Raw genomic sequence first — 15,291 nt, forward strand, 5'->3', positions numbered from 1 at the left:
CCCGTCCCCTTTTCCGGGGGTTTCCGGCCGCTCCGGCCTCTCCCCGCTTCTCCCGGTTTCCCCGCCTCTCCGGCCCCCAGCGCCCCGGCCACCCTGCGCCGGCGCTCGGCAGGCTCGCTCCCGAACCCCCGCCCCCACGCTCCCGCCCCTCGTCCCCGCCACCGGTGCCCGGTAGCGTCGCCCCGTGCATGTTGTCGTCGTCGTGGCGGCCGCCGTGTGGGGGCTGGGGAGCGGGCTGGCCGCGGCCACCGTGCCGTGGCGCCGGTGGCTGGGGGAGGAGCCGGTGGCCGGGGCGGTCCGGCCGGCCGGGCCCGCCGTGCTGGGCGCGGTGGTGTGCGCGGCGCTGGCACTGCCCGGGCCGGCGCGTCCGGAGCTGGCGGTGTGGCTGCTCCTGGTGCCGGTCGCGCTGCTGCTGGCCCGGGTGGACCTGGCCGTCAAACGGCTCCCGGACGTGCTGACGCTCCCGGCCGCGGCGGGCACCGCCGTGCTGCTGGGCGGCGCGGCGCTGCTTCCCGGCCACGACGGCTCGTGGCCCCGGGCGCTGCTGGGCGGCGCGGTGCTCGGCGGGGTCTACTTCACGCTGATGATGATCAACCCGGCCGGCCTGGGATTCGGCGACGTCAAGCTCGCCCCGGCGCTCGGTCTGGCGCTGGCCTGGTACGGCTGGCGCACGCTGTTCCTGGGCACCTTCCTCGCCTTCGCCCTCGGCGCGCTGACCGCCCTCGCCCTGCTCGCCGCCCGCCGCGCCCACCGCGGGACCGCGCTGCCCTTCGGCCCCTTCATGCTGCTGGGCGCGCTCACGGCCCTGCTGCTGGCGGCGCGGTAGCCCCCGTGCCCCCTCCGGCGCCCGTGGCGGGGCCGGGGCGGGGGCCGGGGCGGGCCGGTAGCCACCGCACCGTCAGCCCACCGCACCGTCAGCCACCGCACCGTCAGCCACCGCACCGGGAGCCCACCGCACCGTCAGCCGGTGCGGCGGTGCGGCGGTCCGGCGTGCTGCGGTGCGGGGTCAGGCCTTGGCGTCCGGGTCCTCGGCGTGGGCGTCCATGGCCGTCAGCTCCTCCGGCGTCAGTGCCGGGGCCGTCAGCGCCGCGACGTTGGACTCCAACTGGGCGACGGAGGAGGCGCCGATGAGGGCGGAGGTCATCCGCGGGTCGCGCAGCACCCACGACAGGGCGAGCTGGGCGAGGGACTGGCCGCGGCCGGCCGCGATCTCGTTCAGCGCCCGCAGCCGGGCCACCAGGGAGTCGGTGAGCAGGCCGGGGTCGAGGGACTTGCCCTGGGTGGCGCGGGAGCCCTCCGGGATGCCGTGCAGGTACTTGTCCGTCAGCAGGCCCTGCGCCAGCGGTGCGAAGGAGATGCAGCCCATGCCCTCCCCCTCCAGCGCGTCGAGCAGCCCGTCGGCCTCGATCCAGCGGTTCAGCAGCGAGTAGGACGGCTGGTGGATCAGCGCCGGCACCCCCATCTCCCGCAGCAGGCGGGCGGCCGCCACGGTGCGTTCGGCGCTGTAGGACGACAGGCCGACGTAGAGCGCCTTGCCCTGCCGGACGGCGGACGCCAGCGCGCCCATCGTCTCCTCCAGCGGGGTGTCGGGGTCGAAGCGGTGGGAGTAGAAGATGTCGACGTATTCCAGGCCCATCCGCGTCAGTGACTGGTCCAGGGAGGCCGTCAGGTACTTGCGCGAGCCCCATTCGCCGTACGGGCCGGGCCACATGTCGTAGCCGGCCTTGGTGGAGACGACCAACTCGTCGCGGTACGGCCGGAAGTCCTGGGCCATCAGCCGGCCGAAGTTCGACTCCGCGGAGCCGTAGGGCGGACCGTAGTTGTTGGCCAGGTCGAAGTGGGTGACGCCCAGGTCGAACGCCCGCCGCAGGATGGCGCGTTGCGAGTCCAGGGTGCGGTCGCCGCCGAAGTTGTGCCACAACCCCAGGGAGATGGCGGGCAGTTTGAGGCCGCTGCGGCCGCTGCGGCGGTAGGGCATGGCGTCGTAGCGCTCGTCCAGGGCCCGGTAGAGGGGGGTTACGTTCATGGACCGATGCCTATCACGCCTGGCCCATCACGAGGGTGGTGCGGGATCGGGCCCGGTGGCCGGGCCCCGTGGCGGCGCCGCTTGCTGCGGGGACGCCGGACCGGGCGGGGCAGGACGCCGCTCCGCGGGGCCGAAGACCTTACCCGGTTCGTTACCCTCCTACACCCCGCAGTATGGTGACAGCGGGGTTCGTGATTTCAAGGGGCTGACGTATGAATCTGCGCGACCTGGTGTACCGGCTCTACGCACGCCGGGTCGAGTCCCGCCTGGACCAGGCGCAGAGCCCCAAGCACATCGGTGTCATCCTCGACGGCAACCGGCGCTGGGCCAAGGCCGCGAAGAGCACCACCGAGCAGGGCCACCGGGCCGGCGCCGACAAGATCGGCGAGATGCTCGGCTGGTGCGAGGAGACCGGTGTCGAGGTGGTCACCCTGTGGCTGCTGTCCACCGACAACCTGCACCGGCCGGCCGAGGAACTCAGCCCGCTGCTGGGCATCATCGAGGACGCGGTGACCGGGCTGGCCGAGACCGGCCGCTGGCGGGTCCACCACGTCGGCGCCATGGACCTGCTGCCGGGGCACACCCAGCAGGTGCTCAAGCAGGCCGAGGAGGTCACCGACGGCGTCAAGGGCCTGCTGGTCAACGTGGCGGTCTGCTACGGCGGCCGCCAGGAGATCGCCGACGCGGTCCGGTCGTTGTTGCGTGACCATGCCACGCGTGGTACCTCGGTGGAGGACATCGCCGAGGTGCTGGACATCGACCACATCGCCGAACACCTCTACACCCGGGGCCAGCCCGACCCCGATCTGATCATCCGTACGTCGGGTGAGCAGCGGCTGTCCGGTTTCATGCTCTGGCAGTCCGCACACTCGGAGTACTACTTCTGCGAGGTCTTCTGGCCGGCGTTCCGCAAGGTGGACTTCCTGCGGGCGCTGCGCGACTACACCGCCCGGCACCGGCGCTACGGCAACTGAGCCACCGAAGACACCTCGCACCACCCCAGGGCCCGGCGCCGCGCGCGCCGGGCCCTGATGTGTACCCGGGCGGCGGCCGCCCCACCCGCGCGGCACGCCCGCCCGGCCGGTTCGCGGGAACTCTTTACCGCGGCACGCCCGGTGTTTTACCGTCGTTTGGCCCAATACCGTCGCGCGGGTCCCTGACGCCCCCGGTGGACCATCCCGCCGCATACGCGACTCGTGATGCGGGAATACCCACATCAGGCCGACACCCGGGCCACGGGCGTCGGACGGCAGCGGGAGGCACCGTGCCTTCCGCCCGGGAGGCCCATTGCACACGGACGTGCTGTCATCGGACCGCGTGGCCCGCCTTGAGCCGGAGGGCCGCGGTACGGCCCGTTCAACGGCCGGGCCTGTTGCCGCGCCCCGCGCGGAAAACCCGCGACCTCGTCGCACCCTGACACCTCTCCCGAGGGGGTTCGTCCACCCGTGGTAGCCAGCAAGAGCCGCCGGGACAACGACCGGCGCACCTACGTACTCGACACCAGCGTGCTGCTCGCCGACCCAGGAGCCGTCAACCGGTTCGACGAGCACGAGGTCGTGCTCCCGATCGTGGTGGTGACGGAACTGGAGGCCAAGCGCCACCACCCGGAGCTGGGCTACTTCGCCCGCCAGGCGCTGCGGCTGCTCGACGAGTACCGGATCAAATTCGGCCGGCTGGACGCCCCCATCCCCATCGGGGAGATCGGCGGTTCGCTGCGCGTCGAGCTGAACCACTCCGACCCGGGCATCCTGCCGGCCGGCTTCCGGCTCGGCGACAACGACTCGCGCATCCTCGCCGTGGCCCGCAACCTCCAGGCCGAGGGGTACGACGTCACCGTCGTCTCCAAGGACCTGCCGCTGCGCATCAAGGCGTCGTCGGTGGGGCTGCTGGCCGAGGAGTACCGGGCGGAACTGGCCATCACCTCCGGGTACACCGGGATGGCCGAGCTCCAGGTGGGTGCCGAAGAGGTCGACGCGCTGTTCGCCGACGAGGTCACCGACGTGGCGGGTACCGAGGAACTGCCGGTGCACACCGGTCTGGTACTCCAGTCGGACCGTGGAAAGGCACTCGGCCGGGTGACGGAGGGCGGCCAGGTCCGGCTGGTGCGCGGCGACCGGGAGGCGTTCGGGCTGCACGGGCGCAGCGCGGAGCAGCGGATCGCGCTGGACCTGCTGCTGGACCCGGAGGTCGGCATCGTCTCGCTGGGCGGCCGGGCCGGCACCGGCAAGTCGGCGCTGGCGCTGTGCGCGGGCCTGGAGGCGGTGCTGGAGCGCCGCCAGCACCGCAAGGTGATGGTCTTCCGCCCGCTGTACGCGGTCGGCGGCCAGGAACTGGGCTACCTGCCGGGCAGCGAGGCGGAGAAGATGGGCCCGTGGGCCCAGGCGGTCTTCGACACGCTGTCCGCGGTGACCTCGTCCGACGTCATCGAGGAGGTGGTGGAGCGCGGCATGCTGGAGGTGCTGCCGCTGACCCACATCCGCGGCCGTTCGCTGCACGACGCGTTCGTCATCGTGGACGAGGCGCAGTCGCTGGAGCGCAACGTGCTGCTGACGGTGCTGTCGCGGATCGGGGCCGGCTCGCGGGTGGTGCTCACGCACGACGTGGCGCAGCGCGACAACCTGCGGGTGGGCCGCTACGACGGTGTGGTGGCCGTCGTGGAGAAGCTGAAGGGGCACCCGCTGTTCGCACACGTGACCCTCACCCGGTCCGAACGTTCGCCGATCGCCGCCCTGGTGACCGAGATGCTGGAGGACATCCAGCCGTAGGGGCCGGGCGGCGCGGTCGCTGCGCGTCACACAACGACCGCCGCCGGTAACGGAGTTGAGGTTCTGGGCTGCTGCGTCCCGAAAGGGGCGCAGCAGCTTAGCCATGTTCGGGGCCGCGGGGTGGGGGTTTGCGCCAACTGGCCGCGCCAAACGCGCTGTGACGTTCGCCACGCAACTGGGAATTGCCTTGGCGCGTCACTGTCGGGCAGGGTGTGAGGCTGTCAGGCCCCGCTTGCGGCAACACCGCGATCCCCCCGGGGAGCGCGAAACCACCAGAACTGAACAGCTTTCGCCGTAAGCCGCCCAGCACCACGCGGACTCCGCCCCTTGACGGGGGCCGGGGGATCGCACCGGGCCAGTACCTCCCGTGACCAACCCGGACCCCGGTCCGGACCTAGGGGAGGACAGCGTCAGGGGCAAGATTGCGTCCGCGCGGTCACCACGCGGGCGACGCTGGAAGGAAAACGTGTGAGCCGGATCTCCGTCCGGGGTATCGCCGTCGCGTCGGCAACCGCGGTCACCACCGTCGGTGCCGTCGTCGGTATGGCCTCAGGCAGCGATGCGACCGCCGCAGCCGCTCAGCCGGTCGCCGACTCGGTCACGCTGGACTCCATCGCCAGTGCGCAGCAGGCCGACGCCATGACGGCCTCGCTGACCGAGCAGGCCCAGACGCAGCAGGCGGAAGCCGAGGCCACGGCCAAGAAGCAGGCCGAGGAAGCGGCGCGCAAGCAGGCCGCCGCCGAAGCCGCGAAGAAGAAGGCCGAAGCGGAAGCCGCGGCGAAGGCGAAGGCCGAGGCGGCCGCCGCCAAGGCCAAGGCGCAGAAGATCGCCACCGAGGCCGCCGCGACCGGCAACTACTCGGTCTCCGCCGTGCAGGCGATGGCGCAGCAGATCGTCGGCAACGCCACCCAGTACCAGTGCTTCTCGTGGATCGTCTCGCGCGAGAGCGGCTGGAACTACCGCGCCACCAACGCCTCCTCCGGCGCCTACGGTCTGGTCCAGGCACTGCCCGGCTCGAAGATGTCCTCGGCGGGCGCCGACTGGCAGACCAACCCGGCCACCCAGATCAAGTGGGGCATGAGCTACATGAACAGCCGCTACGGCAGCCCCTGCGGCGCCCAGCAGTTCTGGGAAGCCAACGGCTGGTACTGACCGCCGCCCCGCGCCTCACACGGAAACCCCCGACCTGGTCCCGGACCGGTCGGGGTTTTGCGTTGGGGCGACGCAACCCCGGAGCGGGGTAACGTCGTCATCCTCACCACATCACACAAACGGCGACAGGTACACGACAGGCCCGGCTCCGGGTCGGGGCGGGGATGGAAACGGACATGCCGGACAGACGCAAATGGGCCGCCGGGATCGCCGACGCCATCGCGCGCGCCGCCGAGCGGCGTGAGGCGGGGCGGGCCGCGATGAAACGCGGCCACGACCACCCCGACGACCAGCCCGACCGCGGCCACCCCGACCACGTCCCGCCGCCGCCCGCCTACGCGCCGGCCGTCGCCGCGCCGCGCGACCCGGTCACCGCCGTGCCCTGGGGGGTGCGGGTCGCCGCCGAGGTCGGCTGGCGGTTCGTGGTCCTGGCGATCACCCTGTACGTGCTGATGCGGGTGATCGGCGCCCTGGAGCTGGTGGTGCTGGCGTTCGTCGCCGCGCTGCTGATCACCGCGCTGCTCCAGCCGGTGGTGGCCAGGCTGCGCCGGGCCGGCGTGCCCCGGGGGCTGGCCACCGCGATCACCTTCATCAGCGGCTTCGTGGTGATGGGCCTGGTGGGCTGGTTCGTGGTCTGGCAGGTGATCGAGAACACCGATCAGCTGTCTGACCAGCTCCAGAACGGCGTCGGGCAGTTGAAGGGCTGGCTGCTGCACTCGCCGTTCCACGTCACCGAGACCCAGCTCAACCAGATCGCCCGCAACCTGCAGAACGCCATCGGCACCAACGCCGAGGAGATCACCTCGGCCGGCCTCCAGGGCGTCACGCTGATCATCGAGTTCTTCACCGCCGCGTTCCTGGCGATGTTCTCCACGCTGTTCCTGCTCTACGACGGGCACAACGTGTGGAACTGGGTGCTCAAGCTCTTCCCGCGCGAGGCCCGCGAAGGGGTGGCCGGCGCCGGACCGCGGGCCTGGCGGACGCTGACGCTCTACGTGCGCGGCACGGTCGTGGTGGCGTTCATCGACGCGGTCTTCATCGGTACCGGGCTGTTCTTCCTGGGCGTGCCGATGGCGGTGCCGCTCGCGGTGCTGATCTTCCTGGGCGCCTTCATCCCGCTGGTCGGCGCGGTGGCCTCCGGGGCGGTCGCGATGATCGTCGCGCTGGTGACCCAGGGGCCGTTCACCATGCTCATGGTGCTGGCCGTGGTGCTGGCCGTGCAGCAGATCGAGGGCCACGTCCTCCAGCCGTTCATCCTGGGCCGCGCGGTCCGCGTCCACCCGCTGGCCGTGGTGCTGTCGGTGGCCTCCGGGGCGCTCATCGCCGGCGTCGGCGGTGCCGTGGTCGCGGTGCCGCTGGTCGCGGTGACCAACACCACCGTCGGCTACCTGCGGTCGCACTCAGCGGAGAACGCGCTGCGCCGGTCGGCCGCCCCGCCCGGTGCGACCGCCTCCGCGGTCGCACCGGTGCTCGCCGAGCCGGCCGCCGAGGACACCGCCGGCGACAGCGCGACCGGCGCCGGGAACGACGACGGCGGGGACGAGCCCACCGGGCGGTGACCGGCGGCCCCGGCGCGGTCGCGGGAGACGACAGCGCCCCGGCGCCGGACGCGGGTGCGACGGGGGCGCCGGACGCGGGTACGACGAAGGCGGTGGAGCACCGGGGGTCACCCGGCGGCTCCACCGCCTTTGGCCGTCACCGCTCCCGCCGGGCCGCACCGGGCGCGCGGGCCCGGCGCCGAGGTCCGGGGCCCGCGTCCGGCACGGAGGTCCGGCGCCGACGTCCTGCGTGACTGCCCGGCACGGATGTCCGCCGGATCGGGAGCGCGGTGACGCGCGCTCACCGGTCGGCGAGCGTCTCCTCGGTGTCGAGGGTGACCGCCACCGCGTGCACGACGGAGGCGATCTTCACGGCCTCCTGCACGGTCTCGCGCGACAGGCCGGCCTTGCGCAGCACCTGCTCGTGCGAGTCCAGGCACTGGCCGCAGCCGTTGATCGCGGAGACCGCGAACGACCACAGCTCGAAGTCGGCCTTGTCCACGCCCGGGTTGCCGATGACGTTCATCCGCAGGCCGGCGCGCAGGTTGCCGTACTCGGGGTCGGACAGCAGGTGCCGGGTGCGGTAGAAGACGTTGTTCATCGCCATCACCGCGGCCGCCGCCTTCGCCGCGGTGTACGCCTGCGGGCTCAGCACGGCCCTGGCCTCCGGCTCCAGCTCGCGCAGCACGGTCCTGCCGCGCGAGGCGATCGCCACCGCCAGCACCGTGCCCCACAGCGCCTGCGCCGGGAGCTCGGAGTTGCCGATGACGGAGCCGAGGTTGAGCTTGAGGTCCTTGGCGTAGTCCGGCAGCGCGGACTTCAGAGCGTCGAGCGACATGTCCGGCTCACTCGCCCGACAGCAGCGCGACCGGGTCGAGGGTCTGCTCGCCCTTGTTCCAGTTGCACGGGCACAGCTCGTCGGTCTGGAGGGCGTCCAGCACCCGCAGGACCTCCTTGGGGTTGCGGCCCACGGAACCGGCGGTGACCATCGAGAACTGGATCTCGCCGTTCTGGTCGACGACGAAGACCGCGCGCTGCGCGAAGCCGTCCTCGCCCTCGACGCCGAGCGCGCGCATCAGCTCGTGCTTGGAGTCGGCCAGCATCGGGAACGGCAGGTCGGCCAGGTCGGGGTGGTCCTTGCGCCACGCGTGGTGGACGAACTCCGAGTCACCGGACAGGCCCAGCACCTGCGCGTCGCGGTCGGCGAACTCCTCGTTGAGGCGGCCGAACGCGGCGATCTCGGTCGGACAGACGAAGGTGAAGTCCTTCGGCCAGAAGAACACCACCTGCCAGCTGTTGCGGTACTGCTCCGAGCTGTACTCCTTGAGCTCCAGCTTGTCCGCCGAGGGTCCCTCGACGCCCATGAGCTTCCACGCGGGGAACTTGTCACCGACCGTGAGCACTTGTCACTCCTTGCTGTACGAGTTGTATTCTGCCACCGTCTCACGCCGGGATTGATTCGGAAAAATTCATCCGTCCCGGAGGGTTGACAACGAATGCCTATCGCTGTGGCGCGTCCCACCCCGCAGCGGGCCCGCCCCCTGAGCAGGACCTCCGGCGCCGCCGTACTACAGTGCATTGATCGGGAAGGCAGTTCGCGATACCGCCATGCGATAGGAATGAGTTATCAAAACGCCGCGTCAGCCCACGCTCGCCCAACTGCGTGCCTTCGTCGCCGTCGCGGAGCACCTGCACTTCCGGGACGCGGCCGCCGCCACCGGGGCCAGCCAGCCGGCGCTGTCCGCCGCCGTCGCCGCGCTGGAGGAGGTGCTGGGGATGCGGCTGCTGGAGCGCACCACGCGCCGCGTCCTGCTGACCCAGCCGGGCGAGCGGCTGGCGGCGCGGGCCCGGGCGGTGCTGGAGGCGGTCGGCGAACTGCTGGAGGAGGCCGACGCGGTACGGGCGCCGTTCACCGGCGCGCTGCGGCTCGGCGTCATCCCCACCGTCGCGCCCTACCTGCTGCCGACCGTGCTGGCGCTGGTCCGGCGCCGGTACCCCGACCTGGACCTGCAGGTGCACGAGGAGCCCACCGCCGCCCTGCTGGACGGTCTGGCGGCCGGCCGGCTGGACCTGCTGCTGCTCGCCGTCCCGCTGGGCCTGCCGACGATCACCGAACTCCCGCTGTTCGACGAGGACTTCGTGCTGGTCGTACCGGACGGCCACCGGCTCGCCGGCCGCGAGGACATACCGCGCTCCGAACTGCGCGAGCTGGACCTGCTGCTGCTGTCCGAGGGGCACTGCCTGCGCGACCAGGCGCTCGACGTCTGCCGCGAGGCCGGCCGCCCGGACGGCACGCCGGTCACCACCAGCGCGGCCGGCCTGTCCACCCTGGTCCAGCTGGTCGCCGGCGGGCTGGGCACCACCTTGCTGCCGCGCACCGCGGTCCGCGTCGAGGTGGCCCGTGGCGGCCGGCTGGCCACCGGCGCCTTCCGGCACCCGGCGCCCTCCCGGCGGATCGCGCTGGCCATGCGCTCCGGCGCGGCGCGGGCGGAGGAGTTCGCCGCGTTCGCCGGCGCCCTGCGCGAGGACCTGCGCCCGCTGCCGGTGCGGATCGCTGACTGACGCAACGTCAGACGGCGTGCGGGCTGCGGCGGTTGACGCTGCGCCGTGCCGCCGCACCGCAGTCGCCCACGCCACGACCGCGCCGGGTTCCGGTCCCGTGCGGGCGGCCGGGGGCGGGCAGGCGGCAGGCGTGCGGGCGGCCGGAGGTCGGGTACGCGGCAGGCGTGCCGGCGTCCGGGACAGGGACGGGCCGCAGCCGTGCGGGCGGTCCGGGGCTCGGGTACGCGGCAGCCGTGCGCCGGTGCAAGACCTTCACCGGGGCCGGAAAAAAAGATGCGACTGCCGCCCATCCGTTCCCCCTCCGGCTCCGAAGAAAGGGAGGAGAGCACACGCGAGTGGCCGCACGGCGGCAAGGAGGCGGACGGGGTGAGTGACATGGCGTCCCCGCGGCGCGGCACGGTCCCGGCACCGGGCCGCGCGCGCGGCGCGCGCCACCCCCGTCCCCTCCTCGCCGTCGTCGACCTCCCGGCCACCGCGGCACGCGGCGCCCACCCGGCGCCCGGCAGACCTGGCGGACCCACGCCCCGGACGCGAAGAGCGGCCGGGACGGTTCAGGCCGGCCGGGCCCGAGGCAGAGGCCGCGGCCCGGACGCGTCGTAACGACGCGTCCGGCTCTCCCGGCGGTCCGGCGGCACACCCGCAAAACCCCTCGCGCCTCGCCCACCAGCAGCGCCCGCAGTGCCCGCGGCGGCTGCCGGCGGCACCCCGGGCAACGGCACGAGCGCCGCCGTCCACCCGGACGCGGCTGTCGCGGGTGTCACAACGGCGTTCCCCCGTACGGCGGTTCGGGCCGTGCCAGACTCCGGGCATGAGCGGTGACGCGCCCCCGGGGGCCGTGGTCCGGCGCAACCGGGCGGTCGTGCCGACCGTCGTGGGGCTGGTGCTGTTCGCGCTTCCCACGGTGTGGTTCGGCCTGCGGACCGGCCCGCCGCCCCCGCTCTACGCCGCGGTGCTGCCCTTGGTGGCGGTGGTGGCCCTCGGCTCGGCGTTCTACGCCTGGATCATGCACCGTTACGGCTCGCCCGGCCTGCGCCCGCCGCCCGCCTGGCGGCAGGCGGTGGCGCTGTCGCGGGTGCTGTCCTTCTGGTACACCGCCGCCTCCCCGGTCCTGCTGCCCCTCAGCCTGTTCGTCGCCCCCGTGCTGTGCCTGGTGCTCCTCGCGGTGCTGGTCCTCAACGCGCTCGGCACCTACCTGGTGCGCGAACGGTCGATGAAGGGCGTCGTGCTGAAGCTGATCGGGCTGGTCCCGGTGGCGATCGGCGGGGCCCTGCCCCTCGTCGGGCGGCCCGGCGGTGGGTGGGTGGTCGGCGACTCCTGGATCTCGCTGTGGTGCTGGGCCATGCTCGACCTCGGAGTCCTGCTGACCGGTGCCGCCCTCGCCGCCCGCCGCCACGACCGGCGCTGAGCGCCCCCGCCTCACTCCGTCCGCAGGCCCTCGGGGCGCATCATCCGCCACAGCGGCGGCAGGCTGGCCAGCGTGACGACCAGGACGACCCCCGCGGCGATACCGGTGAGCGTGCCGATGCCGGACCAGTCGTAGCCGCCCGGGGTGTGGGAGATCGCCCGCAGCAGTGCGCCCAGGCTCAGGCCGCCGGCCACCGCGAGCGCCAGGCCCAGCACCACCGGGACCGCGGTCTGCCACAGCACCGACGCGCCCAGCGTGCCGCGCCGGGTGCCGAAGGCCACCAGGACCGCCAGCAGCCGCCTGCGGTCGCGCAGTTGCTCCAGCGTCGACACCAGCAGGCTCGCCCCGATCAGCGCCAGCACCACCGTCGCGCCGGCCAGCACCGCCCGCCGGATTCCGCTGAACGGGCCGGAGGTGTCGGTCGCGGACAGCATGACCGTCGGATCGCTCGGGTCGAACCGGACGGCGGTGTTGCGCACCTGGTCCGGCGCGTCCGCGACCCCGGGCGCCAGCGTGAGGCTGATCTGCACCTGCGGGTCGGCCAGCGCGGCGGTCGACAGCGCCTGCGGGGTGGCCAGCACCCCGGTGTGCTGCGCGCCGGTCGCGTCCACGTGCGCCGTGCCGGTGCGGGCGGTCGCCGGAACGGTCCACGGCCGCGCGGACCCCGCCGAGGTGGCCGCGGGGTCCGGCACCGCCAGGTCGATCGTCTCGCCCGGCCGGACCACCGGTTGGCCCGAATCGCCCTCACCGATCAGGTAGACGCTGCCGGGCCGGCACCCGTGCTCGCCGGTGTACGCCTCCAACTGCGGGCAGCCGGCCACCGTCAGGGAGATCTGCGGCACGTCGGCGAACACGTCCGGGTCGTGCTTGCGGGCGAACACCGCCCGCGCCCGGGCCAGGGCCGGCACCGTCGCGGCGACCGCGGTGGTGGCGCTCCGCACGCCGGTCACTCCCGGCGTACCGCGGAACGCGCTGACCACCGCGCCGGGGTCGGTGCCCTTCGGCAGGTCGATGTAGGCGGCCATCTGCGCCTGCGCGGTGTTCTGCCCGGTGGGCCTGGTGTACTGGGTGCCGACCCCGCTCATCAGCGTCATCACCGCGATGGCGCCGGCCACCGCGACCGTGATCCCGCTGACCATGCGGGCCGCCGACCCCGGGGTCAACTGAAGCCTGCGGCACGCCAGTTGCCACGGCACCGACCCTGCGCCGCCGAGCCGGCGCACGGTGGCCTCCACCAGCCACGGCAGCAGCGCGGTCAGCCCGACCAGCAGCAGCGCGGCGCCGGCGCCGACCTGGATCTCGCCCACCGTGTCGCTCACGCCGCCGCGCCCGGCCTTCGGGTACAGCAGCGCCGCGCCGGCCAGCGGCATCGCCAGCCGCCACAGCAGCCGGCGCCGGCGCGGCGCCGCGTTGCGCACCACCCCGAGCGGCTCGATGGCCACCCCGCGCAGCGCCAGCAGCGTCACCGCGATCGCCGACAGCGGTACCGCCACCGCGATCAGCACGGTCAGCGCGGTCTCGGGCCGCAGGTCGGACGGGAAGAAGCTCAGCCCGTACAGCGTGACGTCGCTCGCCAGCTGCCGTACGCCCAGGAAGAGCGCCGCGCCGACCGCCAGCCCCAGCAGCGAGCCGAAGGCCGCCTCACCGGCCGCGATCCGGCAGACCATCCGGCGGTCCGCGCCCACCAGGCGCAGGGCGGCGAGCCTGCGGTCCCGGCGTTCGCCGCCGAACCGGACGGCCGCGCCGATGAAGACGCCGACCGGTACCAGCAGCACCACGACGGCCACCACGACGAGCAGGATCAGCACCGGGTCCAGCGGTTGTTCGGAGGAACTGGCGCCGAAGTGGTCGATGCGGGCCGCGTTGTCGTTCAGCGTGGTCAGCTGCGGGTCGCCCGCGTAGTAGTAGAGGTCCCGCGGACCGCTGAGGCCGGCCGCGCCGATGGTCGCCACCGTCCGGTACGGCAGCCGCTCGCGCAGCAGCGCGCTGCCGGGGGCGTCGAGCAGGGCGTGCAGCGCGGGGGAGACGGCCATCTCGCCGGTGCCGGGCAGCCTGCTCAGGCCGGGCGGCAGCGCGGGGGAGGGCCCGTCGGGGCGGACCAGTTCGCCGGTGATGCCGTTGCCGCGGAAGGTGGTGGCGGCGTCGCGGGCCAGCAGGGTGTGCGGACCGGGCCCGGCGTGGGTGGCGTCGGAGTAGGAGGCCACCCGCTGGTCCTCGCGCACCGAGCGGGACTGGAAGGCGGCCGGGACGGAGGCGGCCAGCAGCAGCATGGCGACCCCCAGGCCGACGCCGACCGCGGTCAGCAGGGTGCGGGCCCAGCCCTCGCGGCCGCCGCCGACCGCGAACCGGACGCCGAAGGCGAGGTCGCGGGCCCAGACGCGGGCCGGGTTGCCGGAGGTGCTCACGCGGCGTGCTCCTGCTCCAGGTCGCGGCAGCGCCCGTCGCGGACCACGACCTCGCGGTCGGAGTAGGCGGCGACCCGGGGCTCGTGGGTGACCAGCACGACCGCGGCGCCGCTGTCCTTGGCGGCGGCGGCCAGCAGCCGCATCACGCGTTCACCGTTGAGGGAGTCCAGCGCGCCGGTCGGCTCGTCGGCGAAGACCAGCCGCGGACCGGTCACCAGGGCCCTGGCGACCGCGACGCGCTGGCCCTGGCCGCCGGATATCTCACCGGGCCGCTTGCCGGCCACCGTGTCGACCTCCAGCCGCGCCAGCCACTGCGCGGCCCGCTCCTGCGCCGGGCGGCGGCGCACCCCGTTCAGCCGCAGCGGCAGCGCGACGTTCTCCAGGCAGGTCAACTCCGGGACCAGCTGGCCGAACTGGAAGACGAAGCCGAACTCGCCGCGCCGCAGCGCGCTGCGTTCGGCGTCGGGCATGGCGGACATCTCCTGGTGCCGGTAGCGGACCTGGCCGCCGTCCGGCTGGACGATGCCGGCCAGGCAGTGCAGCAGGGTGGACTTGCCGGAACCGGACGGGCCCATGACCGCGACGACCTCGCCGGGGCGGATGGAGAAGTCCGCGGACTCCAGCGCCGGGGTGGCGCCGTAGGTCTTGCGCAGGCCGGTGGCGACCATCAGCAGGTCACCGGTGTCCGGCCCGGGGTCGGGGACGGGGACGGGCGTCATCGGGTCACCTCCGAGGCGAGTTCGTCGATCCGGGCGGCGGTCAGTTCCAGCCAGCGCAGGTCGGCTTCCAGGTGGAACAGGGCGTGGTCGCAGACCAGTTGGTCGGCCAGGTCGCCGGTGGCCTTGCGGCGGGTCAGCTCGCGCATCAGCCGCAGGTGCTCGGCGCGCTGGGTGTCGAGCACGCCGACCGCCGGGCGGCCGGTCAGCAGCGCGAGGACGACCTTGGTGTACAGGGTGCTGTGCAGGTACGGTTCGGGCTTTTCCGGCTGGTCGAGCCAGCGGCCGACGTCGGTGACGCCGGCGTCGGTGATGGCGTACCGCTTGCGCTCGGGACCGTCGCCGGGCTCGGTGCCGTCGACGCGCACCAGCCCGTTCTTCAGCAGCCGGGCGAGGGTCGCGTAGACCTGGCCGTAGGCGAGCGGGCGGTCCTGGCCGAAGCGCTCGTCGAAGTTGCGCTTCAGGTCGTAGCCGTGCCGCGGTCCGGACTCCAGAAGTCCCAGGAAGGTGTGGCCGATTGACATGCCGAGGACTCTACACCACGGGTATACACCATGTGTATACATGATCATGGAACGGCGGTTTTCGCAGGTGGGAGCGGGTGTGGGGGTGGGCGATGGAGTGGGAGCGGGAGTGCGTGCGGGCGCCGGAACGGCTCGGGCCCGGGCCGCCAACGGCGGTCCGGGCCCCGGTCGATCGGCCCCCGTCCTGCTCGGCCCCCT

Annotated in this window: 13 protein-coding genes; 7 read left to right on the plus strand and 6 right to left on the minus strand. The window is 73.6% G+C overall.

Annotated elements, in window-relative coordinates; all coding sequences use genetic code 11:
* Positions 1 to 184: 184 nt before the first annotated feature.
* Positions 185 to 826, plus strand: coding sequence for a prepilin peptidase (locus POF43_RS14960; protein WP_282704595.1), 642 nt, complete (start codon positions 185 to 187; stop codon positions 824 to 826).
* A gap of 180 nt (positions 827 to 1,006) precedes the next feature.
* Here the strand turns inward: POF43_RS14960 and mgrA are convergent, their stop codons facing one another.
* Positions 1,007 to 2,026, minus strand: coding sequence for an L-glyceraldehyde 3-phosphate reductase (mgrA, locus tag POF43_RS14965; protein ID WP_271322784.1), 1,020 nt, complete (start codon positions 2,024 to 2,026; stop codon positions 1,007 to 1,009).
* Between the two features lie 212 nt (positions 2,027 to 2,238).
* Between mgrA and POF43_RS14970 the strand changes: the two genes are divergently transcribed.
* From POF43_RS14970 to POF43_RS14985, 4 genes are all read left to right on the plus strand, one after another.
* A complete protein-coding gene (locus POF43_RS14970; RefSeq protein WP_271315679.1) occupies positions 2,239 to 3,000 on the plus strand; it encodes an isoprenyl transferase in 762 nt (253 codons plus the stop codon).
* 471 nt (positions 3,001 to 3,471) lie between these two features.
* Positions 3,472 to 4,791: an RNA 5'-3' helicase PhoH2 gene (gene phoH2, locus POF43_RS14975; RefSeq protein WP_271315680.1), complete on the plus strand. Its 1,320-nt coding sequence runs from the start codon at positions 3,472 to 3,474 to the stop codon at positions 4,789 to 4,791.
* Positions 4,792 to 5,259: 468 nt separating this feature from the next.
* Positions 5,260 to 5,943, plus strand: coding sequence for an aggregation-promoting factor C-terminal-like domain-containing protein (locus POF43_RS14980; RefSeq protein ID WP_271315681.1), 684 nt, complete (start codon positions 5,260 to 5,262; stop codon positions 5,941 to 5,943).
* Positions 5,944 to 6,119: 176 nt separating this feature from the next.
* Positions 6,120 to 7,502: an AI-2E family transporter gene (locus POF43_RS14985; protein WP_271322783.1), complete on the plus strand. Its 1,383-nt coding sequence runs from the start codon at positions 6,120 to 6,122 to the stop codon at positions 7,500 to 7,502.
* Between the two features lie 280 nt (positions 7,503 to 7,782).
* On the opposite strand, the gene POF43_RS14990 is transcribed toward POF43_RS14985, so the two are convergent.
* Together POF43_RS14990 and POF43_RS14995 are read right to left on the minus strand one after the other, a co-directional pair.
* On the minus strand, positions 7,783 to 8,319 hold the full coding sequence (locus POF43_RS14990; protein WP_271315682.1) for an alkyl hydroperoxide reductase: 537 nt from the start codon (positions 8,317 to 8,319) through the stop codon (positions 7,783 to 7,785).
* A gap of 7 nt (positions 8,320 to 8,326) precedes the next feature.
* On the minus strand, positions 8,327 to 8,884 hold the full coding sequence (locus tag POF43_RS14995; protein ID WP_271315683.1) for a peroxiredoxin: 558 nt from the start codon (positions 8,882 to 8,884) through the stop codon (positions 8,327 to 8,329).
* 223 nt (positions 8,885 to 9,107) lie between these two features.
* Here POF43_RS14995 and POF43_RS15000 point away from each other — a divergent pair, with 223 nt between their 5' ends.
* Entirely contained in the window at positions 9,108 to 10,043 is a 936-nt protein-coding gene (locus tag POF43_RS15000) for a LysR substrate-binding domain-containing protein (protein ID WP_271322785.1), read from the plus strand.
* Between the two features lie 808 nt (positions 10,044 to 10,851).
* Positions 10,852 to 11,448 carry a hypothetical protein gene (locus POF43_RS15005; RefSeq protein WP_271322782.1) on the plus strand — a complete coding sequence of 199 codons (597 nt, stop codon included), beginning with the start codon at positions 10,852 to 10,854 and terminating at the stop codon, positions 11,446 to 11,448.
* Positions 11,449 to 11,459: 11 nt separating this feature from the next.
* Here POF43_RS15005 and POF43_RS15010 read toward each other — a convergent pair whose 3' ends face one another.
* The 3 genes from POF43_RS15010 to POF43_RS15020 are packed head-to-tail and all read right to left on the minus strand — an operon-like array spanning position 11,460 to position 15,093.
* Positions 11,460 to 13,853: an FtsX-like permease family protein gene (locus POF43_RS15010; RefSeq protein ID WP_271322781.1), complete on the minus strand. Its 2,394-nt coding sequence runs from the start codon at positions 13,851 to 13,853 to the stop codon at positions 11,460 to 11,462.
* Positions 13,850 to 14,572, minus strand: a complete 723-nt coding sequence (locus POF43_RS15015) for an ABC transporter ATP-binding protein (RefSeq protein WP_372516016.1) — start codon at positions 14,570 to 14,572, stop codon at positions 13,850 to 13,852. Before POF43_RS15015 ends, POF43_RS15010 begins: the two co-directional genes overlap by 4 nt.
* Positions 14,569 to 15,093, minus strand: coding sequence for a PadR family transcriptional regulator (locus tag POF43_RS15020; protein WP_271315419.1), 525 nt, complete (start codon positions 15,091 to 15,093; stop codon positions 14,569 to 14,571). Before POF43_RS15020 ends, POF43_RS15015 begins: the two co-directional genes overlap by 4 nt.
* Positions 15,094 to 15,291 lie beyond the last annotated feature (198 nt).

Source organism: Streptantibioticus silvisoli (genome assembly GCF_027947535.2).
GTDB classification, from domain to species: domain Bacteria; phylum Actinomycetota; class Actinomycetes; order Streptomycetales; family Streptomycetaceae; genus Streptantibioticus_C; species Streptantibioticus_C silvisoli.

Excerpts from the sequence above, each read along its gene's own strand:
- POF43_RS15015 (WP_372516016.1), bottom strand. The coding sequence starts at position 14,572 with ATGACGCCCGTCCCCGTCCCCGACCCCGGGCCGGACACCGGTGACCTG.
- POF43_RS14990 (WP_271315682.1), bottom strand. The coding sequence starts at position 8,319 with ATGTCGCTCGACGCTCTGAAGTCCGCGCTGCCGGACTACGCCAAGGAC.
- POF43_RS15020 (WP_271315419.1), bottom strand. The coding sequence starts at position 15,093 with ATGTCAATCGGCCACACCTTCCTGGGACTTCTGGAGTCCGGACCGCGG.
- POF43_RS14985 (WP_271322783.1), top strand. The coding sequence starts at position 6,120 with ATGCCGGACAGACGCAAATGGGCCGCCGGGATCGCCGACGCCATCGCG.
- mgrA (WP_271322784.1), bottom strand. The coding sequence starts at position 2,026 with ATGAACGTAACCCCCCTCTACCGGGCCCTGGACGAGCGCTACGACGCC.
- POF43_RS15005 (WP_271322782.1), top strand. The coding sequence starts at position 10,852 with ATGAGCGGTGACGCGCCCCCGGGGGCCGTGGTCCGGCGCAACCGGGCG.
- POF43_RS14970 (WP_271315679.1), top strand. The coding sequence starts at position 2,239 with ATGAATCTGCGCGACCTGGTGTACCGGCTCTACGCACGCCGGGTCGAG.